The sequence below is a fragment of the Streptomyces hygroscopicus genome (assembly GCF_026168105.1).
Classification (GTDB): domain Bacteria; phylum Actinomycetota; class Actinomycetes; order Streptomycetales; family Streptomycetaceae; genus Streptomyces; species Streptomyces hygroscopicus_D.
Genome location: NZ_LBMW01000002.1, coordinates 281741 through 306884, shown reverse-complemented (window position 1 = coordinate 306884; position 25144 = coordinate 281741). Strand labels below are relative to the sequence as shown.

At 72.4% G+C, this 25144-nt stretch carries 25 protein-coding genes; 11 read left to right on the top strand and 14 right to left on the bottom strand.

Annotated features, from left to right (window positions below):
* Positions 1-8: 8 nt before the first annotated feature.
* The 3 genes from AAW14_RS03760 to AAW14_RS03750 are packed head-to-tail and all read left to right on the top strand — an operon-like array spanning position 9 to position 2241.
* On the top strand, positions 9-761 hold the full coding sequence (locus AAW14_RS03760) for a LamB/YcsF family protein (protein ID WP_265559811.1): 753 nt from the start codon (positions 9-11) through the stop codon (positions 759-761).
* Positions 758-1372 carry a 5-oxoprolinase subunit B family protein gene (locus AAW14_RS03755; RefSeq protein WP_265559807.1) on the top strand — a complete coding sequence of 205 codons (615 nt, stop codon included), beginning with the start codon at positions 758-760 and terminating at the stop codon, positions 1370-1372. The genes AAW14_RS03760 and AAW14_RS03755 overlap by 4 nt, the downstream gene beginning before the upstream one ends.
* The gene (locus AAW14_RS03750) at positions 1372-2241 is read left to right on the top strand and encodes a biotin-dependent carboxyltransferase family protein (protein ID WP_265559805.1); all 870 of its coding nucleotides are present in this window, start codon (positions 1372-1374) and stop codon (positions 2239-2241) included. The genes AAW14_RS03755 and AAW14_RS03750 overlap by 1 nt, the downstream gene beginning before the upstream one ends.
* Positions 2242-2471: 230 nt before the next feature.
* Here AAW14_RS03750 and AAW14_RS03745 read toward each other — a convergent pair whose 3' ends face one another.
* The 5 genes from AAW14_RS03745 to AAW14_RS03725 form a co-directional block, all read right to left on the bottom strand.
* Positions 2472-3326, bottom strand: coding sequence for an SGNH/GDSL hydrolase family protein (locus AAW14_RS03745; RefSeq protein ID WP_265559802.1), 855 nt, complete (start codon positions 3324-3326; stop codon positions 2472-2474).
* Entirely contained in the window at positions 3323-4558 is a 1236-nt protein-coding gene (locus AAW14_RS03740) for a glycosyltransferase (protein ID WP_265559800.1), read from the bottom strand. The genes AAW14_RS03745 and AAW14_RS03740 overlap by 4 nt, the downstream gene beginning before the upstream one ends.
* Positions 4555-5724 carry a glycosyltransferase family 4 protein gene (locus AAW14_RS03735; protein ID WP_265559798.1) on the bottom strand — a complete coding sequence of 390 codons (1170 nt, stop codon included), beginning with the start codon at positions 5722-5724 and terminating at the stop codon, positions 4555-4557. Before AAW14_RS03735 ends, AAW14_RS03740 begins: the two co-directional genes overlap by 4 nt.
* A 139-nt stretch (positions 5725-5863) precedes the next feature.
* Positions 5864-7282 (bottom strand): HEAT repeat domain-containing protein, encoded by a 1419-nt coding sequence (locus AAW14_RS03730; RefSeq protein ID WP_265559795.1) that lies wholly within the window; start codon positions 7280-7282, stop codon positions 5864-5866.
* Between the two features lie 301 nt (positions 7283-7583).
* Positions 7584-7976, bottom strand: a complete 393-nt coding sequence (locus AAW14_RS03725) for an ankyrin repeat domain-containing protein (RefSeq protein ID WP_265559792.1) — start codon at positions 7974-7976, stop codon at positions 7584-7586.
* A gap of 335 nt (positions 7977-8311) precedes the next feature.
* Between AAW14_RS03725 and AAW14_RS03720 the strand changes: the two genes are divergently transcribed.
* Both AAW14_RS03720 and AAW14_RS03715 read left to right on the top strand, forming a co-directional pair.
* The gene (locus tag AAW14_RS03720) at positions 8312-8506 is read left to right on the top strand and encodes a hypothetical protein (protein ID WP_265559790.1); all 195 of its coding nucleotides are present in this window, start codon (positions 8312-8314) and stop codon (positions 8504-8506) included.
* Between the two features lie 37 nt (positions 8507-8543).
* Positions 8544-10127, top strand: coding sequence for an ATP-binding protein (locus AAW14_RS03715; RefSeq protein ID WP_265559787.1), 1584 nt, complete (start codon positions 8544-8546; stop codon positions 10125-10127).
* Between the two features lie 279 nt (positions 10128-10406).
* Here AAW14_RS03715 and AAW14_RS03710 read toward each other — a convergent pair whose 3' ends face one another.
* Entirely contained in the window at positions 10407-11906 is a 1500-nt protein-coding gene (locus AAW14_RS03710; RefSeq protein ID WP_265559785.1) for a PLP-dependent aminotransferase family protein, read from the bottom strand.
* Between the two features lie 64 nt (positions 11907-11970).
* Between AAW14_RS03710 and AAW14_RS03705 the strand changes: the two genes are divergently transcribed.
* From AAW14_RS03705 to AAW14_RS03690, 4 genes are all read left to right on the top strand, one after another.
* Positions 11971-12717 carry a YczE/YyaS/YitT family protein gene (locus AAW14_RS03705; protein ID WP_265559783.1) on the top strand — a complete coding sequence of 249 codons (747 nt, stop codon included), beginning with the start codon at positions 11971-11973 and terminating at the stop codon, positions 12715-12717.
* Positions 12714-13481 carry a glycerophosphodiester phosphodiesterase gene (locus tag AAW14_RS03700; protein ID WP_265559781.1) on the top strand — a complete coding sequence of 256 codons (768 nt, stop codon included), beginning with the start codon at positions 12714-12716 and terminating at the stop codon, positions 13479-13481. The genes AAW14_RS03705 and AAW14_RS03700 overlap by 4 nt, the downstream gene beginning before the upstream one ends.
* Before the next feature lie 43 nt (positions 13482-13524).
* On the top strand, positions 13525-14874 hold the full coding sequence (locus AAW14_RS03695) for an MFS transporter (RefSeq protein WP_265559779.1): 1350 nt from the start codon (positions 13525-13527) through the stop codon (positions 14872-14874).
* 267 nt (positions 14875-15141) lie between these two features.
* Positions 15142-15516 (top strand): RNA polymerase-binding protein RbpA, encoded by a 375-nt coding sequence (locus AAW14_RS03690; RefSeq protein ID WP_099500427.1) that lies wholly within the window; start codon positions 15142-15144, stop codon positions 15514-15516.
* A gap of 119 nt (positions 15517-15635) precedes the next feature.
* On the opposite strand, the gene fxsA is transcribed toward AAW14_RS03690, so the two are convergent.
* The 4 genes from fxsA to AAW14_RS03670 form a co-directional block, all read right to left on the bottom strand.
* Positions 15636-16223 carry an FxsA family membrane protein gene (gene fxsA / locus AAW14_RS03685; RefSeq protein WP_265559774.1) on the bottom strand — a complete coding sequence of 196 codons (588 nt, stop codon included), beginning with the start codon at positions 16221-16223 and terminating at the stop codon, positions 15636-15638.
* A 153-nt stretch (positions 16224-16376) separates the two neighbouring features.
* On the bottom strand, positions 16377-17171 hold the full coding sequence (locus AAW14_RS03680; protein ID WP_265559772.1) for a polyprenol monophosphomannose synthase: 795 nt from the start codon (positions 17169-17171) through the stop codon (positions 16377-16379).
* A 618-nt stretch (positions 17172-17789) separates the two neighbouring features.
* A complete protein-coding gene (locus tag AAW14_RS03675) occupies positions 17790-19415 on the bottom strand; it encodes an amidohydrolase (RefSeq protein ID WP_265559770.1) in 1626 nt (541 codons plus the stop codon).
* Positions 19416-19543: 128 nt separating this feature from the next.
* The gene (locus tag AAW14_RS03670; RefSeq protein ID WP_265559769.1) at positions 19544-19984 is read right to left on the bottom strand and encodes an Lrp/AsnC family transcriptional regulator; all 441 of its coding nucleotides are present in this window, start codon (positions 19982-19984) and stop codon (positions 19544-19546) included.
* Between the two features lie 268 nt (positions 19985-20252).
* Between AAW14_RS03670 and AAW14_RS03665 the strand changes: the two genes are divergently transcribed.
* A complete protein-coding gene (locus AAW14_RS03665) occupies positions 20253-20681 on the top strand; it encodes a hypothetical protein (RefSeq protein WP_265559767.1) in 429 nt (142 codons plus the stop codon).
* Between the two features lie 154 nt (positions 20682-20835).
* Positions 20836-21099: a hypothetical protein gene (locus tag AAW14_RS39700; RefSeq protein ID WP_416223248.1), complete on the top strand. Its 264-nt coding sequence runs from the start codon at positions 20836-20838 to the stop codon at positions 21097-21099.
* Here AAW14_RS39700 and AAW14_RS03660 read toward each other — a convergent pair.
* The 4 genes from AAW14_RS03660 to AAW14_RS03645 form a co-directional block, all read right to left on the bottom strand.
* On the bottom strand, positions 21062-22234 hold the full coding sequence (locus tag AAW14_RS03660) for an acyl-CoA dehydrogenase family protein (protein ID WP_265559765.1): 1173 nt from the start codon (positions 22232-22234) through the stop codon (positions 21062-21064). The two genes, AAW14_RS39700 and AAW14_RS03660, sit on opposite strands and share 38 nt — an antisense overlap.
* A gap of 333 nt (positions 22235-22567) precedes the next feature.
* The gene (locus tag AAW14_RS03655; protein WP_265559763.1) at positions 22568-23227 is read right to left on the bottom strand and encodes a TetR/AcrR family transcriptional regulator; all 660 of its coding nucleotides are present in this window, start codon (positions 23225-23227) and stop codon (positions 22568-22570) included.
* Between the two features lie 140 nt (positions 23228-23367).
* Complete coding sequence (locus AAW14_RS03650) at positions 23368-23514, bottom strand: SCO1431 family membrane protein (RefSeq protein WP_265559761.1); 147 nt, start codon at positions 23512-23514, stop codon at positions 23368-23370.
* A gap of 149 nt (positions 23515-23663) precedes the next feature.
* The gene (locus AAW14_RS03645) at positions 23664-25022 is read right to left on the bottom strand and encodes a peptidase C39 family protein (protein WP_265559759.1); all 1359 of its coding nucleotides are present in this window, start codon (positions 25020-25022) and stop codon (positions 23664-23666) included.
* Positions 25023-25144 lie beyond the last annotated feature (122 nt).

The window sequence follows — 25144 nt, the reverse complement described above, 5'->3', positions numbered from 1 at the left end:
GAGGGACCATGATCGATCTGAACGCCGACCTCGGCGAGGGTTTCGGCCGCTGGCGGCTCACCGACGACGAGCGGCTGCTTTCGGTCGTCACGAGCGCCAACGTGGCCTGCGGCTTCCACGCCGGGGACGCGGCCACCATGCGCCGGGTGTGCGAGCTGGCGGCCGAACGCGGCGTACGGATCGGCGCCCAGGTCTCCTACCGCGACCTGGCCGGCTTCGGGCGGCGCGCGATGGACGTGCCGCCCGCCGAGCTGGCGGCCGAAGTGGCGTATCAGATCGGCGCGTTGGAGGTGTTCGCACGCGCGGCGGGCTCCCGGGTGTCCTACGTGAAGCCGCATGGCGCGCTCTACAACCGGGTGGTCCACGACGAGCGGCAGGCCGGGGCCGTCGTCGACGGCGTGCTGCTCGCCGACGCCACCCTGCCCGTGCTCGGGCTGCCCGGATCACGCTTCCTGGAGGTGGCCGGGAAGGCCGGACTCCCGGTCGTCGCCGAGGCGTTCGCGGACCGCGCGTACACCGAGGAGGGCACCCTCGTACCGCGCGGCGAGGAGGACGCGGTGGTCACCGACCCCGACACGGTCGTGGAGCGCTCGGTGAGCCTGGCCCGCCTCGGGGTGGTCGCCGCGCGCTCCGGGCGGGAGATTCCCGTCCGGGCGCGCTCCTTGTGTCTGCACGGCGACACGCCCGGCGCGGTCGACCTGGCCCGCCGGGTGCGCGCCGCGCTGGATGCCTCGGGCGTCCCGGTGGAGGCCTTCGCATGAGGACACTGCCCGTCGGTGACGACGCCCTGCTGGTGGAGCTCTCCTCCGGCGACGAGGCCCAGGCCCTGCACGCCGAGCTGCTGCGCCGCAGGGCGGCGGGAGAGCTGACCGTGGGCGAGATCGTCCCCGCTGCCCGTACGGTCCTCCTCGACGGTCTGTCCGAGCCCTCCAGGCTCGCGGCCCGGCTCGCCGGATGGAACATCCCGCATGTCCCCCCGCGCGCGGAGGAGGCGATCGAGATCCCCGTACGGTACGACGGTCCCGATCTGGCGGACGTGGCCGCTCTGTGGGGCGTACCGCGGCACGAGGTGGCGCGGATCCACGCGGCCGCCGAATTCCGGGTCGCCTTCTGTGGGTTCGCGCCCGGCTTCGGCTATCTGACCGGTCTGCCGGATCGCTACGACGTGCCGCGCCGCGCCACCCCGCGCACGGCCGTCCCCGCAGGCTCGGTGGCGCTCGCGGGCCCGTACACCGGCGTGTACCCGCGCTCGTCGCCGGGCGGCTGGCAGCTCATCGGCACGACCGACGCGGTCCTGTGGGACCACGCGCGCGTGCGGGCCGCACTGCTCGCTCCGGGCGCCCGGGTCCGCTTCCTCCCGGTGGGTTCCTGATGACGGACCGTGCGCTCTGCGTCGTACGCGCCGGGGCGCTGACCACCGTCCAGGACCGGGGGCGGCCCGGCCACGCCCACCTCGGTGTGCCGCGCTCCGGGGCGCTCGACGCGCCCGCGGCGGCGCTCGTCAACCGGCTGGTCGGCAATGTGCCTGAGGCGGCCGTGCTGGAGACCACTCTCAACGGCTGTTCCCTGCGTCCACGTTCGACGGTCGTCGTCGCGGTCGGCGGCGCGCCCTGCCCGGTCACCGTGGACGGGCGCCCCGCACCCTGGGGGGCGCCGGTGCGCGTCCCGGCCGGGGCGCTGCTGGACATCGGGCCCGCCCGGCGTGGGGTACGGAGCTATCTCGGTGTCGCGGGCGGCGTGGCCGTGGAGCCGGTGCTCGGCAGCCGCTCGACGGACCTGCTCTCCGGTCTCGGGCCGCCCCCGCTGGCGGACGGCGCCGTTCTCCCGCTGGGAAGGCCGGTCGGGCCGCCCGCGCACGTGGACGCGGCTCCACAGCCGGGCCCGCCGGCCGAGCTGGTGCTGCGGGTGACGCCGGGACCACGCGACGACTGGTTCACGGCGGACGCGGTGCGCACCCTGCTCACGCGCGCGTACCGCGTGTCCCCCGCGAGCAACCGTATCGGCCTGCGCACGGAGGGGCCCGCCCTTGCACGTGCTGTGCCGGGCGAACTGCCCAGTGAGGGAGTGGTGCTGGGGGCCGTCCAGGTGCCGCCGGAAAGCGGACCGGTCGTCTTCCTGGCCGACCATCCGACCACCGGGGGCTACCCGGTGGTCGCGGTCGTGCGGGCCGCCGACCTCGCGGCCGCCGCCCAGGCGACTCCGGGAACCCCCGTGCGCTTCACGGCCGTGGGCCGGCGTTGAACGTCCACTCAAGGGCGGAGTGCCCACTCGGGGGCGGAGTGCTCGCACACGGTCGGACAGCCCGGTCACAGTCGGACCGCCCGCGCAGACGAACCGCCCGAACACGATCGAACAGCCCGGTCACAGTCGGACCGCCCGCCCACAGGCAAACCGCCCGCACAGACGAACCGCCCGCACAGACGAACGGCCCTCATACGGTAGAACGATCCTCATACGGTCGAACGGTCCGCTCAAGCCGCGTCCGGCTGCTCGGTCACGGACAGCGCGGCCAGCGCCGATGCCACCGCGTGCGAGGCGCTCAGATCCAGCCGGGAGCTGGTCCCCCAGGCCTTGTGGCGCACCTCGGCGGCGGCCAGGGTGAGCAGCTGCGGCAACAGGTCGGTGCACCGCCGCGCCACCCAGCCCGTTCCGGCGGTGGCCAGCCACCAAAGGCTGGCCGATCGCGTGGGCGCGGGGAACTCGGGCTCGGCCGCGGGAGCGGTGCCCGTGGCGAGACCCGCCTCGGCGAGCACCGCGTGGAATCGCAGAGCGAGCTGCCGGTGCCCGCGCTCGCCCGGGTGCAGCCGGTCCGAGCTCCACATCGAACGGTCGGTGACCCAGCCCCCTTCCGCGGCATGCAGGTGCACCGCCTCGTACCGTTCGGACAGCGCGTGCACGACCGTGTTCACGGCCCGCTGCCGGCGGGCCAGCGGACGCGCCAGCGCCCCGGGCAGCCGGAGCATCGTCCCGGGGTCGGGCAGGCAAGCCGTGAGCAGGACCGCGCCCTGCTCCCGGAAGGCGGCGTACACCTTGTCGAGCCGGGCCGCCACGGCATGGATGTCGAAGGTGCATCGCAGCGTGTCGTTGACGCCGATGACGACGGAGACGATGTCCGGACGCAGGGCGAGCGCCGCCGGGGTCTGCCGTTCCAGCACGTCCCGGGTCTGGGCGCCGCTGACGGCGAGGTTGGTGAACTCCGCGGGGGCGTGGGCCGGACCGATTCCTTCGGCGAGGAGCGCCGCCCACCCCCGCCAGGCGTCCCCGACGGGGTCGCCCACGCCTTGCGTCAACGAGTCACCGAGCGCGACGAACCGCAGCGGTCTCATGCGACGCCCTCCCGGGCGGCGTCCCGCGCGCGGGCGTCACCGGCCGCCGACGGCGCGGCGCACGGCTGCGCGCCGTGGGCGGCGCACGGCTGGGCGTCGTGCGCGGCGAGGAATGCGTCCACCGCGGTCTTCCAGCCGAAGCACTCGGCCCGCGCGCGTGCCGCCTCCCGGCGCTCGCCCTCGGACCGCTCCATCAGCAGCCCGACCGCGTCCGCGAAGGCGTCACCGGTGTTCACTGCGGTGGCCCCGGCGGAACCGATCACCTCGGGCAGCGCGGAAAAGGCGCTGGCCACCACGGGGGTTCCGCAGGCCATCGCCTCCAGGGCGGCGAGCCCGAACGTTTCGGCCGGCCCCGGGGCCAGGCATACGTCGGCCGAGGCCTGGAGCGCGCCGAGAAGCTCCCGGTCGGCGACATGGCCGAGGAAGGTCACCGGCAACCGCCGCTCGTGCGCCCGCTGTTCGAGCCGGGGGCGCAGCGGCCCGTCACCGGCGACGACGAGCACCGTGCGCCGTCCTCGCAGCAGCAGTGCCTCCAGGGCGTCCAGCGCGGTGCCGGGGCGCTTCTCCACGGAGAGGCGGGAGCACATGACGAGCAGGGCCTCGTCCGCGCGCGCGTACCGGTCGCGCAGGGCCGCGTCCCGCAGCGCGGGGCTCCGCTGTTCCAGATCGACGCCCAGCGGGGCCCGTACGACGTTGCGGGCCCCGATCCGTACGAACTCCCGCTCGGCGAACTCGGTCGTGCACACCACGCGCGCGTAGGTGTGCGCCGTACGGGTGTTGAGGGCGTCCGCGGCGCGCCGGGACAGGTTCTCGGACAGGCCCCAGGTGCGCAGGACGCCGTCGGCGGTCTCGTGGGAGACCATCACGGCGGGGATCCGGGCGCGCCGCGCCCACTTGCCGGTCCAGCGCAGCGTGGTCCGGTCGGAGACCTCCAGCCGGTCGGGGTCCAGCTCCTCCAGGAGGGCGGCGACGCGCCGCTTGTCCGTCAGCACGCGGTAGCCGCCCGTGCCGGGCAGCAGCGGCCCGGGCAGGGTGATGACCCGTCCCTGCTCGGTCTCCTGGTCCGTGTGGCGCTCGCCGGGCACGATGAGCACCGGTTCGTGGCCGGCCTCCTTGAAGCCCTTGCCCAGCTCGCGCAGCGCGGTGCGCAGCCCGCCGGACGCGGGCGCGACGAAGTTGGCGAGTCGCACGATCCGCAGAGCGCCGCCGGTCCGCTCGGTGGCGAAACTCATGCCGCCACCGCCGTCCTGCGCTCGGCGAGCACATCCGTGTAGTGCCCGATGAGCTGGTCGCCGACGGCCGCCCAGGTGCGCCCCTCGACGGTGGCGCGTCCGGCGGCCCCGTACGCGTCCCGCAGTGCCGGGTCGGCGGCCAGGGTCCCCACGGCGTCCCGCACCGCGTCCGCGTCTCCGGGAGGGACGAGGAGTCCGGTGCGGCCGTGCGCCACCAGGTCGAGCGGTCCGCCCGCGGCGGGCGCGACGACCGGCACTCCGCTCGCCATGGCTTCCTGCACGGTCTGGCAGAACGTCTCGAACGGGCCGGTGTGAACGAAGACGTCCAGGGAGGCGAAGATCCGGGCGAGTTCGCCGCCGGTGCGGCGGCCCAGGAAAGCGGCGCCGGGAAGGGCGCCCTGCAGGGTCGTCTCGCTGGGCCCGTCGCCCACGACGACGACGCGTACGCCGTCCAGTTCGCAGACACCGGCGAGGAGTTCCACCTGCTTCTCGGGGGCGAGCCGGCCCACGTAGCCGACGATCAGCTCGCCGTTCGGGGCGAGTTCGCGCCGTATCGCCTCGCCGCGAAGGTCTGGCCGGAAACGGACGGTGTCGACGCCGCGCGGCCACAGTTTCACCCGGGGCACACGGTGCGCCTCCAGGTCGCGCAGGGCCGCGCTGGAGGGCGCGAGGGTGCGGTCGGCGGCGGCGTGCACGGAGCGGATGCGCCGCCAGGCCGCGGCCTCACCGGCGCCCATGTAGGTACGGGCGTATCCGGCCAGGTCGGTCTGGTAGATGGCGACGGCCGGGATGCCCAGCCGGGCGGCGGCCGCCATGCCGCGGACACCGAGGACGAAGGGGCTGGCCAGGTGCACGATGTCGGCGCGGTGTTCGGTGATGGCCGCTGCGACGCGTCGGCTGGGGAGGGCGACGCGGACCTGGGGGTAGCCGGGGAGCGGAAGGGAGGGGACACGGACGACGGGGCACGGTGCCAGGGCGTCGGCCCCGGCCCCGGCGACGGAGGCACCTCCCTGTTCGAGCGAAGTCGAGAGCTTGGGGGAGGTGGCCGGGGCGACGACGAGGGGAGCGTGACCGCGATCGACGAGGTGCCGGGCGGTCTGGAGCGCGCAGTGGGCCACGCCGTTCACATCGGGGGGAAAGGATTCGGTCACGATGACGACACGCATAACCGTGTTCTCGCCGTGCCGGACGTGGCCGCGTCAACGTCGATCTTTCCGGCCGGGGAACGTCCTGTGAGCGTTGAGATGCGCGACCGACCAGGTCAGCGGGCGTCCATACGCTCCTGACCTCCGGGTCACCGAACGTTCATACGGCCGGCATGTCGGGGCCGATCCTGCTGCGTACGGCCGTCTGGACCTCGGCCTCCTCGGCCGGATCCGCGGCCAGCCGACGCAGTTGCTCCACGACGCGTGCGTCCCCGGTCTCGGCGTGCCGTGCGGCGATCTCACGGGTGGACTCCTCGCAGTCCCACAGGCATTCGACGGCGAATCCGGCGGGGAAGGAGGGGTCGGTGGCGGCCAGCGCGCGGGCCGCGCGGCCACGGAGATGGGAGGAGGCGGTCTCGCGGTAGACATGACGCAGAACCGGTGCGGCGCAGGCGATGCCGAGTCTTCCGGCACCGTCGACAAGGGTCCACAGCGTGGGCGCGTCGGGGCCCTCGCCCCGTACCGCCTCCCGCAGCGCCGCGAGCACCGTGTCGCGGTCCTGTACCCCGCCCCGGCAGGCGAGCATGCGGCCGGCGGCGGCCCCCAGGGCGTCCGGCCGGCGGGCCCAGCCGCGTGCCCGGTCGACGGCGGCGAGACTGTGCATGCGTTCGAAGGCGGCCACGGCGGCGTCGACGACGAGAGCGGATCCGGTGGAGACCGCACCCTCGATGAGGTCGAGGGCGGCGGGATCATTGCTGTCGGCGAGGTAGCGCAGCGCGGTACAGCGCGCACCGTCGCCACCCGATCGGGCGGCCTCCACGATCTCGGGCCGGTCCTCTGGGCCTGCTACCGCCGTGAGGCAGCGGGCGGCGGGCACATGGAGCACGGCACCGCGTTCGATGCCCTGCTGGGCCCAGTCGAAGACGGCCTGCACGCTCCACCCCGGCTGGGGCCCCTGCGGCCGCATCTGTCGCTGCCACCGGTCGAAACAGCCGGCCTCGTGGGCGGCACGCACACGCGTGGCGATGGATTCGCGCGGGTCCTCGGCCCACAGGCGCCAGGGCCGCGGCTCGAAGGCGTCCCGGACGGCGGCGGCGAGTTCGGCCTCGCCCTCCGCGTCCGCGGGAAAGCGTGCCAGGACGGGAGCGGCGAGGGCGCGCAGCCCCGCGTCGTCGTCGCGCAGTGCCAGCTCGTCCAGGGCCCAGGCCCAGTTGGAACCCGTGGCCGCGTACCTGCGCAGCAGTTCGAGCGCGTCACGCCTGCCGTACGAGGCGAGGTGCCCGAGGACCGCGAGGGCGAGACCCGTGCGGCACTCTTCGGTGTCGAGGACGTCCTCGGCGCCGAAGAGGTGCGCCTCGATGCCGTCCAGCTCACCGTTCAGATCGAGATAGAGCCGGGCGTAGTACAGAGAGCGGTTCTCCACCTGCCAGTCGTGGCGGGGATCGCGCAGCACACAGTGGTCGAGAGCCGCGAGCGCCTCGGCCCGCGGAGCGGTGAGCGCGTGCAGCGTGCCGTCGCCGCGGCCCCTCTGGAGCAGGCCCAGCAGCGTACCGCTGGGCGCTATGACCGGTTCGAACATGGGAAACAGCCTCACATCAAGCGTCGACGCAACCGGGGAACACGCATTACCTGGCCGCGTGACAACACGTCGGAGCGCCCGCCGTCTCTTGCTTGCTGTAGACCATCTTCCTCTGCCTCTCGTTGGTGGCCCATGCGGACCGCATCACGGTCCGCGCGGTGCGGCAACACCTGCCCAGCCATCGCGTCCGTGAATCACGACGTCATGATGACCCGGCGTCTCTCGCTGCCGCGACCTTATTTCGGGCGGCCCCGTTCCGCCTCCCCCGTTTTCGTTGTTGTCGCTGGTCAGAGCGTTCGCATCAGTGTGCGCCGAACAGTTCGAGCAGTTCCGTCTTGCCGAACATCTGGGCGGTGTCGATGGCCGAGGGAGTACCGGCGGCCGGGTCGGCACCGGCGTCCAGCAGGGCTCGCACGACCTCCATCTCACCCTTGAAGACCGCGCCGGCGAGCGGGGTTTGGCCTCGGTCGTTGATCCGGTCCGCCTCCGCCCCGCGCTCCAGCAGGGCCCGGACGGTGCCGGAATGACCGTGGTAGGCGGCGAGCATCACGAGCGAGTCGCCGCGGTCGTTGGTGAGGTTGGCCGGAACGCCCGCGTCGACGTAGGCCACGAGCGTCTCGGTCTCGCCTCGGCGCGCCAGATCGAAGATCTTGGTCGCGAGCTCCACGACCTCGGGGTCGGGGGCTTCACTCATCGGCCGGACCGCCTCTCACTACGACTGCTGGGGACTGCGGGAGCGTACGACAGCGAGCGCTGCGGTCGTACACGGGTTCGTGCGGCGACGAGCGGTGACGCCGTACGGGTGAATCGCCAGCGTACTGGCTTCCATGACACACGGCAGGCATCGCACCAGGCAAAGATCAGGGGAGCGCCCACTGAGCGCACATCCCTGCTCAGGCAGTGCAGGCGGCTCCGCCGGTCGGGGGAAAACCAGGAAATTTCACCCAGTTGCACCTTTTATCCTATGGATACATTCTGTGATCCTGGAAGGACTCATGGTGACTGTCCCCACGAACCAGGAGAGAGCAAATGATTCTGAACATCTCGGGCGTCGTCCTGCTCGGCACCGTCGTCTTCCTGTTCTGCCGCAAGGACGGCCTGAAGGGCTCTCACGCCACGGTCTGTGGGCTCTTCGGGTTCTACCTCTCGAGTACCGCCATCGCCCCGAGCATCAAGGCCGGTGGTCAAAGCCTCGCGGGACTCCTCGGCGGGCTCAATTTCTGACCCCGCTCCCGTTCGCACGTACCACCAGGAGAACCCCGTGGCCCGGCGCCCACTCCCCCGCATTCTGAGCAACGGCAGCGCCCAGATCGCCCGCACTCGGGAGCTGGCTCGGACCGCGGCCGGCGGCGCCAACGACGTCCTCCAGCCACTGATCACCATTACCCGCGGGCTGCGCCTGCTGGCCGGGGCAGGGCGGCGCAAGTGGAGGGAGACACCCAAGGACCGGCGGGGACCGCTCCTCTTCCTGATCGCCGCGGTGATCCTCGTCGTGGCCCTGGTGCCGTACGGGCCGCTGCTCGCCGCCGTCACGGTCATGGCGGCGGCGGCCTGGCAGGGGCGCGACCGAAGGGCGCCCGCGCCCACGGGTCCGGGCGACGCGGGGACCAAACGCCTGCGGTCGCTCTACGAGGCGCTCGTGCCGTACTTCTCCGTCGCCGAGGACCCGGCCCCGCTGTACGCGCACGGCGGGGACTGGACGCAGGCGTTCCCCTCCTACGACTTCGACGACAGCGGCCGCATCTCGCGCCTGCTCATCCGCTACCCGGCCTACTTCACCGACGGCGAGGCCGCCTCCCGGGCCCGGATCGAGCAGCTTCTGCACGCCAAGTCGGGCCGGGGCCGCGAGTACCACTTCGCGTGGAACGAGGAGGGCAACGAGCTGACGCTGACCGTGCTGCCGCCCCTGCCCACCGATATCGCCGCCCAGCGGTTCGTGACCACCCCGGGCGAGACGGTCCTGGGCTTCACCGACCCCACCGGCGTCCAGCGCACCCTCCCCCTCACCCACGGCGAGGAGCAGCGCGACGTCCCCCCGGTGGTGTGGCGCACGGGGATGCGCTCCACCGAGCCGCATCTGCTGGTCGTGGGCGGCCCGGGCAGCGGAACGACGACGCTGGTGCGTTCCATCGCGCTGCAGGCGCTGCAGCACGGCGACGTCCTGATCGTCGAGGGCGGCGGCACCGGAGAGTACGCGTGCCTGACGGGCCGGCACGGCGTGCTGGCGGTGGAGTGCGGGCTCGCCGGCGCGATGGCGAGCCTGGAGTGGGCCACGCATGAGACGGAGCGACGGCTGATCGCGGCGAACCGTGCCCGGCAGGCCGGACATCCCCCGCCGGACGACGTCAGGCGCCCGCTGTGGATCCTGCTGGACCGGCCCGGCGTACTGGGGCATCTCGCGGCGGCCGACGGACGGGGGGACCCGCAGGCGCTGCTCCAGGTGCCCCTGCGCCATGGGCGTGCGGCGAACGTCACGGTCGTGGTCGCCGAGCAGTTCGACGGACTGGAGGGGCTGTCCGACGCGGTCCGGCAGTACACCCGCGCGCGCGTGGTGCTCGGCCCCGCGGCGCCGGACGAGCTGGAAGCCGTGCTCGGTGCGCCGCCGCACACCACGCCGGTGAAGGACGTCCCGCCCGGTCGCGGCTACGCCCGCCTGGGGTCGGGGCCGGTCCACCGCCTCCAGGTGCCCGCCACCCCGGATCCGTACGACGACGCGACCAGTGAACAGCACCGGCAGGCGGTCCTGGGACTGCTGCCGCGCCGCAGCGACCCCGTCGAGGCAGTGCCGATGGAGGCGGTGCCGATGGAGGCGTTGGCGACAGAGGCGGTCGCGACGGAGAGCTGAGGGGGCGCCCGCCGAGGCACGGCGGCGGAGCACTCCGGGCCGGTGGCCTGCCGCCAGTGCCCTGCCTCCCGTGCCCTGTTGGGGGCCCGGCCGCATATCCACCCGACGGGCCGGCAACCCGCCGTCCCATGCATCCGACGAACCGGCAGACGTCAAGCCCACGTCGGCTGACACACCATCAAAGGCCACGCCGAAGAGACACCCCGCGGCTCGACCCCGTACAGCCGCCCCCGGCCGCAGTCGGGCCCGCACTGGAGGGCTCCGGTCCGGGGCGGCTGATCAGGCGACGAAGGTGCGCGGTGCCTCCGTCGGACCCGACGCGCCCGTCTCCACCAGGCGCGCCGCGGCCGCCAGGCGTACCGCCGCCTCCTCCGCCACCGCGCCGCCCACCGTGAACGGCAGCCGCACATACCCCTCGAACGCACCGTCCACGCCGAAGCGCGGCCCCGAGGGAACCCGGACGCCGACCCGCTCCCCGGCCTCCGCGAGACGGGACCCGGACAGACCGCCTGTGCGCACCCACAGCGTCAGCCCGCCCTGCGGCACCGAGAACTCCCACGACGGCAGCTCCCGGCGCAACGCGGCGACCAGCGCGTCCCGGTTCTCCCGGGCCTGCCCGCGCCGCAGCTCCACCGCCTGCTCCCAGCCGCCCGTGCTGAGCAGCCAGTTCACGGCCAACTGCTCCAGCACCGGCGTGCCCAGGTCGGCATAGGCACGGGCCGCGACCAGGCTGCGGATCACATCGGGGGCGGCCCGCACCCAGCCGATGCGCATGCCCGCCCAGAACGCCTTGCTCGCCGAGCCGACGGTGATGACCGTCGAGCCCGCCGGGTCGAAGCCGCATGTCCGGCGCGGCATCGCCATGCCGTCCTCGAGATACAGCTCGCTCATCGTCTCGTCGACGACCAGGACCGTCCCCGCGGACCGGGCCGCCTCCACCAGACGGCGGCGCTGGCCCTCGTCGGCCAGGGCGCCCGTCGGATTGTGGAAGTCCGCCACCACGTAGGCGAGCCGCGGCGCGGCCTCGCGCAGCACCTGGCGCCAGCGGTCCATGTCCCAGCCGCCGAGCCCCTCGGCCATGGCCACGGGGACGAGGCGGGCGCCGGCCTCCCGCATCAGCTGGAGGATGTTGGCGTACGACGGCGACTCCACCGCGATGCGCTCACCGCGCCCGGCGAACAAGTGGCAGATCGCGTCGATCGCGCCCATGGCGCCCGTGGTCACCATGATCTGCTCGGGCATGGTCGGGATGCCGCGTGCCGTGTAGCGGTCGGCGATCGTGGAGCGCAGTGCGGGCAGGCCCGCCGGGTAGTCGCCGTGCGTGTGCGCGTACGGCGGCAGCTCCTCCAGGGCGCCCTGTACCGCGCGGGTGAGCCACGGCTCGGGGGCGGGCAGCGCCGCACAGCCCAGGTCGATCATCGAGCCCAGCGCCTCGGGCGGGAGGGGCTCGAGTCCACGCGCCGGAAGCGGGTTTCCGGCCGGAACGGCGGTCCAGCTGCCCGCTCCGCGGCGGGACTCCAGGAAGCCCTCGCTGCGCAGCGCCTCGTACGCGGCCGCCACCGTCGTACGGCTCACGGACAGGGCGAGCGCGAGCTCACGCTCGGCGGGCAGCCGGGCCGCGACCGGCACCCTGCCTTCCAGGACGAGCAGCCGGATGCCGTCGGCGAGCGCGCGGTAGGCGGGCGGACGGCGGGTGCCCGGGCCCGCCGGACGGTCGTGCTGGGAGTTGAGCAGCCGGGCGAGCTGCGCCGCACCCACCGCTGAGGTCCACTGCGCCATGATTCCCAGTCCACCTTCCCGGAATTGGCCATGGATGGCTTCTCTTTCCAAGCCACAGAGTGACATGCACCAGGCCACTAACACCACAGGGGGGCACGTTTTGTCCGCTGATGCGTCCGAGTCGTCGACGTCGTCGACGTTGTCCACGTCATCGCCGTCGTCGACGAGGAGCCGTATCGTCCCGCGACTGATCCAGCTCTACGCGGGCCTCGCGCTGTACGGCGCGAGCTCCGCGCTCCTAGTGAGAGCCGGCCTGGGCCTCGAGCCCTGGAACGTCCTGCACCAGGGTCTCGCGCAGCTCACGGGGCTCAGCATGGGCCTGACGCTGACGATCGTGGGTGCGAGCGCCCTGCTGCTGTGGATCCCGCTGCGCCAGCGCCCGGGTCTCGGCACCGTCTCCAACGTCCTCGTGATCGGTTTCGCCATGGACACCGCCCTGGCCGTGTTCCCCGCCGCGCACTCGCTGGTCGTGCGGGTGCCCCTCCTCCTCGCGGGCATCGTCCTCAACGGGGTGGCGACCGGCCTCTACATCGCCGCCGCGTTCGGCGCCGGTCCGCGCGACGGTCTGATGACCGGACTGCACCGGCGCACCGGCCGCTCGATCCGGCTGATCCGCACGGCCGTGGAGATCGCCGTCGTCGCGACCGGATTCGCTCTCGGCGGCACCGTCGGGGTGGGCACCGTCCTGTACGCGCTGTCCATCGGACCGCTCGCCCAGCTGTTCCTGCGCGTGTTCGCCGTCGTCCCGGCATCGGGGCGCAGCACGGTCGTTGCCACCGGGCAACCGGAACGAGCGATACTGCCCGGGTGACCACCCTTACACGCCACCCCTACCTCGACCATCCCGGCCCGATCGCCTTCGCCCACCGGGGCGGGGCGGCGGACGGCCTGGAGAACACCCTGGCCCAGTTCCGGCGCGCGGTGGCGGCGGGATACCGCTACATCGAGACGGATGTGCACGCCACGGCCGACGGGAAACTGGTGGCGTTCCACGACGCGACCCTGGACCGGGTGACGGACGGGGCGGGGCGGATCGCCGACCTGCCCTGGGAGGACGTACGGCACGCACGCGTGGCGGGCGTCGAGCCGGTGCCCCTCTTCGAGGAGCTGCTGGAAGAGTTCCCCGCGGTGCGCTGGAACGTCGACGTCAAGGCGGAGCCCGCCCTGCGCCCGCTGCTCGACCTGATCGAGCGCATGGACTGCTGGGAGCGGATCTGCGTCGGCTCGTTCTCGGAGGCACGCGTCGTCCGCGCCCAGCAGCTGGCCGGGCCGCGCCTTGCGACGTCGTACGGCACACGCGGCGTACTGGGCCTGCGGCTGCGCTCCTGGGGCATACCGGCGCCGCTGCGCCGCTCGGCGGTCGCCGCCCAGGTCCCGGAGATCCAGTCGGGCGTCCAGGTGGTCGACCACCGCTTCGTGCGCACCGCCCACGCGTACGGGCTGCAGGTGCACGTGTGGACCGTCAACGAACCGGATCGCATGCACCGGCTCCTGGACCTCGGAGTGGATGGCATCATGACCGATCACATCGACACTTTGCGCAAGGTCCTCGAGGAACGGGGCACCTGGGTCTGAACGCCCCGCGCGCGGTCACGTTCACGGGGAAGCGAGGGCACGGGTGGGCATCGAAACCGTGCAGACAGCCGTCGCCGACGAGGCCGCCGAACGGCGGCGCGAACAGCGCGGCTGGTACATCTACGACTGGGCGTGCTCCGTCTATTCGACGAGCGTGCTGACCGTGTTCCTCGGCCCCTACCTGACGTCCGTGGCCAAGTCGGCCGCGGACGCCGACGGCTATGTGCACCCGCTGGGTGTCCCGGTCCGCGCGGGCTCGTTCTTCGCGTACTCCGTCTCCGCCTCCGTGGTCCTGGCGATCCTGGTGATGCCGCTCGCGGGCGCGGCGGCCGACCGCAGCGGCCGCAAGAAGCCCCTGCTCGCGGGCTGTGCGTATCTGGGTGCCGCCGCCACCGCGGGCATGTTCTTCCTGGACGGGGACCGCTATCTGCTCGGCGGTCTCCTGCTGGTCGTCGCGAACGCGTCGGTGGCCGTCTCGATGGTCGTCTACAACTCCTATCTGCCGCAGATCGCCCCGCCCGAGGAGCGTGACGCGGTCTCCTCGCGCGGCTGGGCCTACGGCTATGCCGCCGGTTCCCTGGTGCTGGTCGCGAACCTGGTCCTCTTCACGGCACATGACTCCTTCGGGGTCTCCGAGTCCATGTCCGTGCGGATCTGCCTGGCCTCCGCGGGTCTGTGGTGGGGCGCCTTCACGCTCGTACCGCTGCGGCGGCTGCGCGACCGGCGTACGACGTCGTCCGCGGCCCCGGCGGTGCACGGCTGGCGGCAGCTGGCGGCCACGGTGCGGCACATGCGCCGCACACCGCTCACCCTCGCCTTCCTGTTCGCGTACCTCATCTACAACGACGGCATCCAGACGGTGATCTCCCAGGCCTCGGTGTACGGCTCGCAGGAGCTGGGCCTGAGCCAGTCCACACTGATCGCCGCCGTCCTGCTGGTGCAGGTGCTCGCGGTGGGCGGCGCCCTGGGCATGGGACGGCTGGCCCGGACCTACGGCGCCAAACGCACCATCCTCGGTTCCCTCGTCGCCTGGACCGTGACGCTGGGCGCAGGCTACTTCCTGCCCGCGGGCGCGCCGACGTGGTTCTTCGTCCTCGCCGCCTGTATCGGACTGGTACTCGGGGGCAGCCAGGCGCTGTCCCGGTCCCTCTTCTCCCATCTCGTGCCGCCGGGCAAGGAGGCCGAGTACTTCTCGGCGTACGAGATGAGCGACCGCGGCATGAGCTGGCTGGGCCCGCTGCTGTTCGGGCTCACCTTCCAGCTGACCGGAAGCTACCGGGACGCGATCATCTCGCTGGTGGTCTTCTTCGTCCTCGGGTTTGCGCTGCTGGCCCGGGTCCCGGTACAGCGGGCGGTGCGCGACGCGGGCAATCCGGTACCCGAGAGGATTTAGCACCCGGACGCAAAGGGCTGTAGTGTACGCGTTTGGCCTGCCTGGCGTACCGTTACTGCGCGTCAATGGAGCCGAAACGCTGGGTGACATCTGCTAGCAGATGTGACAAACCGGGCGCCGGTGGGTACAACAAGGGGCGGCTACGACGGCGACGCACGACCCGGAACGGGACTCGGAACGGGAATCTTTACCGCCGACCGGACGTTGACCGGATGACGACGACAGCGACACCTGTCCTGTGGGCGACAAGCCCGGGAGGCACGATTCATGAGTGAGCGAGCTCTTCGCGGCACGCGCCTCGTGGTGACCAGCTACGAGACGGACCGCGGCATCGACCTGGCCCCGCGCCAGGCCGTGGAGTACGCATGCGAGAAGGGGCACCGCTTCGAGATGCCCTTCTCGGTCGAGGCGGAGATCCCGCCGGAGTGGGAGTGCAAGGTCTGCGGAGCCCAGGCACTCCTGGTGGACGGCGAAGGCCCGGAAGAAAAGAAGGCCAAGCCCGCGCGTACGCACTGGGACATGCTGATGGAGCGGCGCACGCGCGAGGAGCTTGAAGAGGTCCTCGAGGAGCGCCTGGCCGTTCTCCGTTCCGGCGCGATGAACATCGCGGTTCATCCTCGGGACAGCCGCAAGTCCGCGTAGTCCCCTGCGGGGGTTGGGCGGCATACAGCGCACGCTGATTGGCAGTGGGCGCCGCACGTCGATGTGACGTGCGGCGCCCACTGTTGCGTGTGTGCGGTGTGTCGGCCCGCGGGCAGGGCTCAGCGGGTCAGCGGCGGGCGCGGCTCAGGGGAGGCGTCGTTCCCGCCCTGCGTGTCATCCCTGATCACCTCGCCCTGGACGATCTTGCCGTCCGGGCGATGGATACGGGCCTGCTGGAACGCGTCGCCGAAACTCCCGTAGGGCGTCTGGCGCAGCTTGCGGTCGATGGTGCGCTCCGTGGAGCTACGCACCGTCTTCTGGACCGGCGGGAGCAGGAGCAGCAGGCCCGCCACGTCGGAGATCAGGCCCGGCAGCATCAGCAGCAGGCCGGCCAGCATCGTCAGGCCGTTACCGCTCTCGCCCCTGGCTTGTGTGCCGGACTCCTCCGAACCGGCCGAGCGGGCCTGGAGCGACTCGGTGAGATTACGGAAGGCGCGGCGCCCGGCCCGCTTGATGACCACGGAGCCGAGCACGAAACCGGCGACCAGCAGCAGGAACACCGTGATCCCGCCGACCGTGCCCGCCACCAGTGTGAGCAGCCAGATCTCCAGCACCAGCCACGCGGCGATACCCAGCGGCAAGAACGTGCCCAGCCGGGAACGCCGTGGCCGGGCGGGGTACGAGGAGGTCGATGCGCCAGTCGTCATGCTCCCAGTCTGCCTGGCGCATCCTCAATGCGGGATAAAGGGGTTGATCAACGGCCCCTGCGCACTCAGGGCCCGCCCCCGTGAACCCGTACGAGCGATCACGGGAAGCACGCCCTGGTTGACAAAGCGGCCCGCGGGGCGCCGCGGCCTCGCTCAGGAGGACTTGCGGCGGCCCTTGACCTTGGCGACGCGGTCCCCGACGCCCCATGCCGTGACCCGCCACAGCGCCTCGACCAGGATGTCGCGGCTCATCTTGGAGTCGCCGAGCTCCCGCTCCACGAAGGTGATCGGCACCTCGACCACGTGGTAGCCGGCCTTGACCGCGCGGCGGGCCAGGTCGACCTGGAAGCAGTACCCCTGCGAGGCGACCTCGTCGAGGCCGAGGCCATCGAGGGTCTCGCGGCGGAAGGCGCGGTAGCCGCCGGTGATGTCGCGCAGCGGCAGGGCGAGCGCGAGGCGGGAGTAGAGGCTGCCGCCCCGGGAGATGAACTCGCGGGTCTTGGGCCAGTTCACGACCCGGCCGCCCGGCACCCAGCGGGAGCCGAGCACGAGGTCTGCGCCCTTGAGCGCGGTGAGCAGGCGCGGCAGCTCCTCCGGCTGGTGGGAGCCGTCGGCGTCCATCTCGACCAGCACGCCGTAGTCGCGCTCCAGGCCCCACCGGAAGCCCGCCAGATACGCGGCGCCCAGTCCTTCCTTGCCCTTGCGGTGCAGCACGTGGACGTGGTCGTCCTCGGCCGCCAGTTCGTCCGCGAGCTTGCCCGTGCCATCAGGGCTGTTGTCGTCGGCCACAAGGATGTGCGCCTCGGGCACAGCCGACCGCACCCGGCCGACGATCGTCTTGATGTTCTCCGCCTCGTTGTAGGTCGGGATGATCACCAAGGCCGTGCCGAGCGGACCGAACTGCCTCCCCTGGGCTCCAGCCGCAAGGGTCCCGTCGCCGTCGTTCACTGCTGCCCCTTCATGTCCGTTCGCAAGGGGACCAACCATAGTGTCCCCCGTATGCACCGACGTGACCGCACGGTCGTATGGGGGTGTCGATTCCACAAGAGTCGGGTAAGAGGGCCGCTCGCGCTTCCGGGGCCGTGCAGCGGTCGTTGCGGGCTGTCCGGGGCGGCCGGTGGGGCGAGACCGAGGGCGGCTCCGGATGAACCCGGCCGCCGGGCCACGCTGCGGATCGGGGCCCGGCGCCCTTCGGGCCGACCTGGGACCCGCTGGCTGCGGGTCGACCGAAAGCCGTTGTCTACTGGACGTCCGGGCCCCACCCGGGTCACACCCTGCCGACCGAAACGTTGCCCTCGCCGTGGCGCGGGCGCTGAGCCTGGCTCCCAGTGGTGGTGCGCCGGTGCGGCACGCCATCCCTGACCCAGCGGCGCTCCGGCGACTGCGCGGAGGTTTCCGGTCGGCCGTCCGGTGGTGGACTCGGCCGAACCTACCGGCCCCACGCGCCTCGCTGTCAACAGTCCCCCGACCTGCGGGTCTTTCGTCAATGGCCTGGTCAGGGCGGAGGATACGCAGGTCGTACGACGCGGTCCCGGCGGGTGAGCGCCCCCGCGCCACCCCCGGAGATCACTCGCCCGGCCGTACGAACACCGTCCGGCCGCCGACCACGGTACGCAGACAGACGGGGAGGTCGGCGTCCGGCGTCAGATCGGGAAGTCCCGGGGTCCCGGAACGCGGATCCGTGGACCAGCGGGCCACCCGGTCGTCGGGGGCCTGGACGACCAGCTCGCCGGTGCGCCACACCGCGTAGTCCGCGGGCGCGCCCGGCACCAGCACACCGGCGTCGTCCCGGCCGATGGCCCGCCAGCCGCCGCGCGTGTGGGCGGTGAAAGCCGCGCGTACGGAGACCCGGTGCTCCGGGGTGCGGTGGAGGGCCGCCGCCCGGACCGTGCCCCACGGATCCAGTGGGGTGACGGGGCTGTCGGAGCCGAAGGCAAGCGGGACACCGGCGCGCAGCAGAGCCGCGAATGGATTCAGCGCCCGGGCCCGCTCGACGCCGAGGCGCTGGGCGTACATGCCGTCCGCACCGCCCCACAGCGCGTCGAAGGCGGGCTGGACGGAGGCGGTGAGGCCGAGTTCGGCGAAGGCCGCGATGGTCTCGGGCGTCAGCATCTCGGCGTGCTCGACCCGGTGGCGGGCGGCGCGGACGCGGCCCAGGCCGACCTTCTCGGCGGCAGCGCGGATCCCCTCGACCACCGAGGTGACGGCGGCGTCACCGATGGCGTGGAAGCCCGCCTGCAGCCCGGCCTCGGTGCAGGCGACGACATGCGCCGCGACGGCGGCGGCGTCCAGGTACTCGGTGCCGGTGTGGCTCGCGTCGGCGTACGGGGCGTGCAGGCACGCGGTGTGCGAGCCGAGGGCGCCGTCGGCGAACAGGTCACCCGCGGCGCCGAGCGCGCCCAGCTCCCGTGCCCTGGTGACGCCCTCCTCGCCCTCCTCGGCCCAGTATCCGACGACGCGGGGCCCGGTCTGCTCGGCGGCCAGACGCAGCAGACCGGTGAAGTCGTCCTCGGAGGAGATCTCCGGTCCGGCGCACTCATGGACCGAACCGATGCCGAGGGACGCGGCGTGCGCGAGGGCCGCGCGCTGGGCCTCGGTGCGCTGGGCGGGGGCCAGCGCCGCGAGCGCGGCGGCGCGCACGGCGTGGTGGGCGTCGCGGGTGAGCGGTTCCCCGTCGGTGTAGCCGGACCTGTCGCGCACGCCCGGCACCAGCTCCAGCAGGGCGGCGGTGACGACGGCCGAGTGCACGTCGATCCGGCTGAGGTAGAGCGGGCGGCCGCCGGTGGCCTCGTCGAGTTCGTCCCGCCGGGGGGCCCGGCGCTCGGGCCAGCGGGCAGCGTCCCAGCCGTGGCCGAGGAGGACGCGGTCGTCCGGGCGGGCGGCCGCGAAGTCACGGACCAGGCGGAGCGCTGCGGTCAGGGAGGACGCGCCGGACAGGTCGAGACCCGTGAGGGCAAGGCCCGTCGCGGTGGTGTGCACGTGCGCGTCGGTGAACGCCGGGGTGACGAGCGCGCCGTCCAGGTCGATGACCTCGTCCACGCCCTCCGCGAAGGCGTCCGCGGCGCCCTCGGAGCCGACCCAGGCGACCTGTCCGCGCTCGACGACCATGGCGGTCGCGAAGGGATCGGCAGGGCTGTGGACTTCTCCTCGGCGCAAAAGGACGGTCTGCGACGGGGCGCTGCGCTCATTCATGGGGAACAGTCTCGCGCCTCCCTCGAGCCGCCCGGCACACAGGGCCGCCGTGTGCGGGACCGCCGCCCCGTGAGGCATCCGCCCCCGAACGGGCATCGAATACGGGACGGTCCAGCCCCCGAACGGCATCAGATGCGGGGCGGCCGAGCCTCGTACGGTGTCGAGAGCACCACTGTCGTACGCGTCGAGACCCCCGCGATGGTGCGCAGGCGCGCCAGCAGCTCCTCCAGTTCATGGGGAGTGGCCACACGGACCTTGAGGATGTAGTTCTCATCGCCCGCGACGCTGTGGCACGCCTCGATCTCCGGGACGCCTGCCAGGCGTTCGGCGATGTCGTCGGGCGCGCTGGGGTCGAACGGCTTCACCGAGATGAAGGCGGTCATCGGCAGGCCGACGGCCTCCGGATCGACGACCGCCGCGTACCCGCGGATGACGCCCCGCTGCTCCAGCCGGCGCACCCGCTGGTGCACGGCCGACGTGGACAGGCCCGTGGCCTTGCCCAGGTCGGTGTAGCTCATCCGCCCGTCCTTGACGAGCAGCTGCACGATCTGTCGGTCCAGCTCCTCCATGGCGCTAGAACTTACAGTGCGCTTGATCCGCGCGGATACCTCGGCGGCGCAGGCCATGCCCGGTTTGTGATGTGGCCGCGAGCGGTGTTTGAGCCGTCCGTGGGACAAAGCCGCCGTGCTCGGCACCTGCGGGCGGCATGTGACGAATGCCACAAGGCCCGGATGGGCTTCGTGATGTGCTCGTGATTACCGCCGAGACCGGACGGGAAGTGCTTGCTGTGGTCGAGGCCACAGCGCCTCGCCGGCCCAGCCCGAGGGGGAGAATCCCATGCACAGTCTCAAGCGCCCTGGTCGTACCGTGCCCAAGCGGCAGCAGCCGCTCGTCGAGCCCGAGCCGGAGGGCGTCGAAACCGCCGACGACGAGTTCGACGCGTACGACACCTTCGAGATGTACCGGGTGATCTGCCCGGACTGCGCGCAGCCCATCGCCCTTCTGGCGGACGAGGAGGTCCTGCCCGAGCACGCGCTGTGCGCGTCGCCGTGGAACCCGTTCGGTCTCACCGTCTGCGCCGGTACGGGTCGCGCGGCGGCCGGTCTCGAGCCCGCGGACGAGTCCTCGGCGCCCCAGGAGCAGGACACGGCCCTGCTGTTGACCCTCCCCCAGGGACTCGACTGGCGGACGCAGCCGTTCTCGCACGTCGGCGGCCCGGGCTCGCGCCCGATGCGCATGAGGACGCGGCGGCGCCAGGCCGCCTGACCCGCACGCCCACAGGCACTGCGGGGCCCGGATAGCGCCTGGCGCGCCGTCGTGCCCGAAGAAGGCGCGTCATGCCCTCGTACGAGCCCCCGGGGAACTCACGCGCGATTGCCGAGGCCGGTGACCTGCGCACAGGCCCCGGCGTTCCCCAGGCATGACGCCTACACCATCGGCGACCGGACACCGGCGACGGGTGTTCGTTCCGGCACCGGCCGACTGGCTTCCGCCGCCTCAGCTCCCCGATCCGCCCATCTACCGCGCTCTGATGCGGACCTGGGCCGACCGCGGCCGTACGCTGCCCGGGCGCCACGACCCCGAGTGGGTACGGCTCGCGGCGCCACCGGCGGGGCCGGGTCGGCGCGGGGCGGGCCAGGTCCCGTTCAGCGCGACTCCGGACCTGCCAGGTGACGGGCGATGACCATCCGCTGGATCTGATTCGTCCCCTCGACGATCTGCAGCGCCTTGGCCTCGCGCATGTAGCGCTCGACCGGGAAGTCCGCGGTGTAGCCGTACCCGCCGAGCACCTGGACGGCGTCGGTGGTCACCTTCATCGCCGTGTCGGTGCAGTGCAGCTTGGCCATAGCCGCCTGTTTGGCGAACGGGCGGCCGGCGTCGCGCAGCCGCGCCGCCGCCAGATACAGCGCCCGGCCCGCCTCGATCTGCGTCGCCATGTCGGCGAGCATGAAGCGCAGCCCTTCGAAGTCGGAGATCGGCCGTCCGAACTGCCGTCGCCCGGTGGCATACGCGAGGGCGTCGTCGAGGGCCGCCTGGGCCACGCCGATCGCACAGGCCGCGATGCCGAGGCGTCCGGAGTCGAGCGCGGACAGGGCGATCGCGAAGCCCTGCCCCTCCTCGCCGACACGCCGCTCGTCGGGCACCCGCACCCCGTCGAAGTGGACCTGCGCGGTGGGCGAGCCCCTCATGCCCATCTTCTTCTCGGGTGCCGCACCGCTCAGCCCCTCGGCGTCGCCCGGCACCAGGAAGGCCGTGATGCCGCGCGGGCCCTCCTGGCCCGTCCGCGCCATCACGGTGTAGAAGTCGGCGATGCCGCCGTGGGTGATCCATGCCTTGGTGCCGGTGATCGCCCAGTCGTCGCCGTCACGGACGGCCTTCGTCCGCAGGGACGCGGCGTCCGATCCGGACGATGCCTCGGACAGGCAGTAGGCACCCAGCAGACCGCCGCCGAGCATCGCCGGGAGGTGCTCGACCTGCTGTTCCTTGGTGCCGTAGTGCGCGAGGGCGTGGCAGGCCAGGGTGTGGACGCTGACGCCGAGGCCCACGGTGAGGCGGGCCGCGGCCAGTTCCTCGAGCACCTGGAGGTAGACCTCGTAGGGCTGGTCGCCGCCGCCGTACGCGGAGTCGTAGGGCAGGCCGAGGAGCCCGGACTCGGAGAGCAGTCGGAAGATCTCGCGCGGGAAGCGCCCGGCATCCTCCTCCTCGGCCGCCTTCGGGGCGATCTCGTGCTGCGCTATGTCACGGACGAGCGAGATCAGGTCCCGGGCCTCCTCCGAGGGCAGTTGACGGTCCACCGGCTGCGGGGCGCGGTCGGGCATGGCGGCGCTCTCCTCCCTGTCGGGCACATCGGCGGGCGTGCGCCTTGGGTGGGGCGCCCCCGCCGGGTCTCACTGGGCCCAGCCGATGCTCGCCGCTCCGGGTCTCGGAGGCGGCTGACCAGCAACTGTGGCGCTTGGAGTATGCCCGATCGGAGGCACCGCGTCACTGGTTAACGACCGCTCACTTCAAGAAACCTGCAACGGTCCGCGGTGGATCCCTCCCAGCCGGGGTTGCATTGGTCCAGTCCTCACCTGGTTCAGCCCCCGAGCAGAGCGCCCCGACGGGGCCGCCGCCCGGGGCGGAGCCGAGGCGGCTTCCGCCCCGGTGGGAGGTCAGGTGTCCCGTCGGGCGGGGAGCGGGGCCGCGTACGCGGGTGCCAGCTCCTCGATGGCGCGCAGGGTGCCGCCGAGCGTCTTCACCAGCAGTTCGCACATGGCCTCACGGGACAGCTCGGGACGGTCGATCCAGTCGAGGGTCGCCCCCTCCACACTGCACACCCACCCGAGCAGGCCCATGCGTGCCAGCGGGTCGATGTCACGCCGGCCGTACGCCCCCTCCGCGATGGTGGCGACGATCGCCTCGCGCACCCCGTCCCGGATGGCGTGCACCTGGGCGTCGAACCCCACGCCGCCGCTGACAATCGTGCGATAGGCGGCCTGGTTGTTCTCGGCATAGCGCAGGTAACGGTCGATGGTGCGGTGTACACGCTCCACCGGCGGCAGTTCGAGACCGCCGGCCGCCCGGGTGACGAGATCGGCAACGGAATCCTCGACAATGGCCAGGTAATAACCGCGCTTGGATTTGAAGTAGTAGTAGATCAGCCCTTTGGCCACGTGGGCGTGGCGCGCGATGTCGTCCATCGACAACGCGTCGTAGGAGGTGTCGGCGAATAACTTCCGCCCGATGGCGATGAGTTCGGCGCGGCGCGCCAGAGAGCGATCGTTACCGCGCACCCGGGGGCGTACGGCGCCTCGCTGTTGACTGTTGTTCAATTTCGGCCCAAGTCTCCGACTGCCGGCGGAACAGCGGCAGTATTGCAGAACGGCACCGTCGGCATGTTCGACTCTGATCGACAGATCGGATGCCGTGTCGAAATCAACCGGCCGACGCGGAAATGACGGGGCCGTCCGGCTCAGAGCAGGCCGAGCTGCGTGATCAGCATGGCGAGGACCACGACGAGCGCCCAGCCCGCGATGTGCTCGAGGACCTTGGGCCCGTCGTCCTTCGGGCCGCCCGTGCGGGCGCGGAGACGGGCGGAGGCGGCGGAGGTGGCGGTCATGGCAACTCGCTGGTCTCGGGCTGTGCGGTGGACTCCCCCCACGGGTTGTCCACCTTGCCACCCCTGCGGACCGGAGCGGCCGAGATCTTGGTCACACGCGTGGCCCCCGGCATTCCGGGAGCCACGGCGTCGCCGGGGATCGCGCGGTGTCAGCGGACGCCCACCGCCGCCAGCGCCTTGCGCTGCCCGGCGGTGAGACGGGCGGGGAAGTACAGGTAGCAGACGCCGCCGCTCCCGGAGACCACCTTGCCGGAGGCGTTGTGGCGCTTGGTCCTGAGCCAGATGTTCTCGAACTCGCGCCGCTTGTAGACCCGGCGTACCGCCTGATCGCTGGGCGAGGCGGGGTCGTTGGCGATGACGTCGCCGTCGGCGGTGAAGCCGATCACGGCCATCAGATGACCCGAGGTGCCGTACCCCGCCCCGGTCAGCTCCTCCTTCAGGAACGACTGGGACGTTATGGCCGGGATGCCCGCAGCGATCAGCGTCTCCAGGTCGGTGAGCGAGGACAGCCGGGTGACCACGCCCTGGAGGTCCTTGAACGTAGCCGCGTAGGCCGCGTTGAACGGCCAGTTGCCGCACCCCTGGTACTGGTAGTCGTACGTGAAACGGGCCGCGTTGCAGACCTGCGGGTCGGCGAAGGACGGATTGACCCAGGCCAGCTGCTCACGGGTGAGTTTCCGACCCCAGTACTCGATGATCATCTGCGAGGAGGTGGGACTGCACCAGGCCTCGCCGCCGTTGTCGTACTCCGGGTACTGGCCCTTGTGGATCTCCTGCGAGTAGCGCGGGACGACCAGCTCATGGGCGAGCCGCGGCGTGGAGGCCGGGACCGTGAAGCGGTCGGGGACGGCGGAGCCCATGGCTCCGAGCCGCCACACGGTCGGGGTGGCCTTCGTACCGGGCTTGCGGTAGAGGGTCAGACGCAGACGGCAGGAGACCAGACGCAGGCCCGATGCGGCGTCCGCGACGGCGAAGGTGTCGGTCGAGATGCTGCTCTTGCCGTCGGTCTGGTTGTCGACGGAGGTCCGCCGGATGTCCTGGTCGCCCGCGGCCCAGCGGCCCATCACGTACCAGGGGGTGGCCGTGCCGTCGGAGTAGGTGCCCATCAGTTCGACCTGGAGCCAGGTGCCGGCCGGGGTGCGCGCGTTCCACGACGCGACGGCCTCGGTGGCGGGGACGGCGAGCCGGTGCTCCGGGGAGGTCCAGATGGCGTACTCCCAGGTGGCCGTCCTGCCGGTGTGCGGGTCGGTGTAGTCGGTGCGGCCGGCGGGGGTGGCGATCTCCACGCCGGGGCGGGTACCGGGCACGGCACGGACGCCTTGCGCGTTGCCGCTGCGCCATTCGGAGTACGAGGTCCAGGCGTGGTAGTCCACGAGGCTCGGGGATGCTTTCGTCGGCCCGCCGGCCGGAGTGGCCGCGACCGCCGGGCCCGTGGCCCCGGCCGCCGTGGCCGCGGCGGCCGCCACGGCGAGGAGGGTTCTGCGGGACGGCTCTGCGGCTCTGGTCATCGGTGTGTGACCCCCAGTTGTCCGGATGGCGGCGGTTCGAACGCTTGGTGTGCGCCAACTATGGCCGTCGCGCGAGCACTTCTGCCAGCACTTCGACCGTCGGCGCGTCTCCCAACATTGGT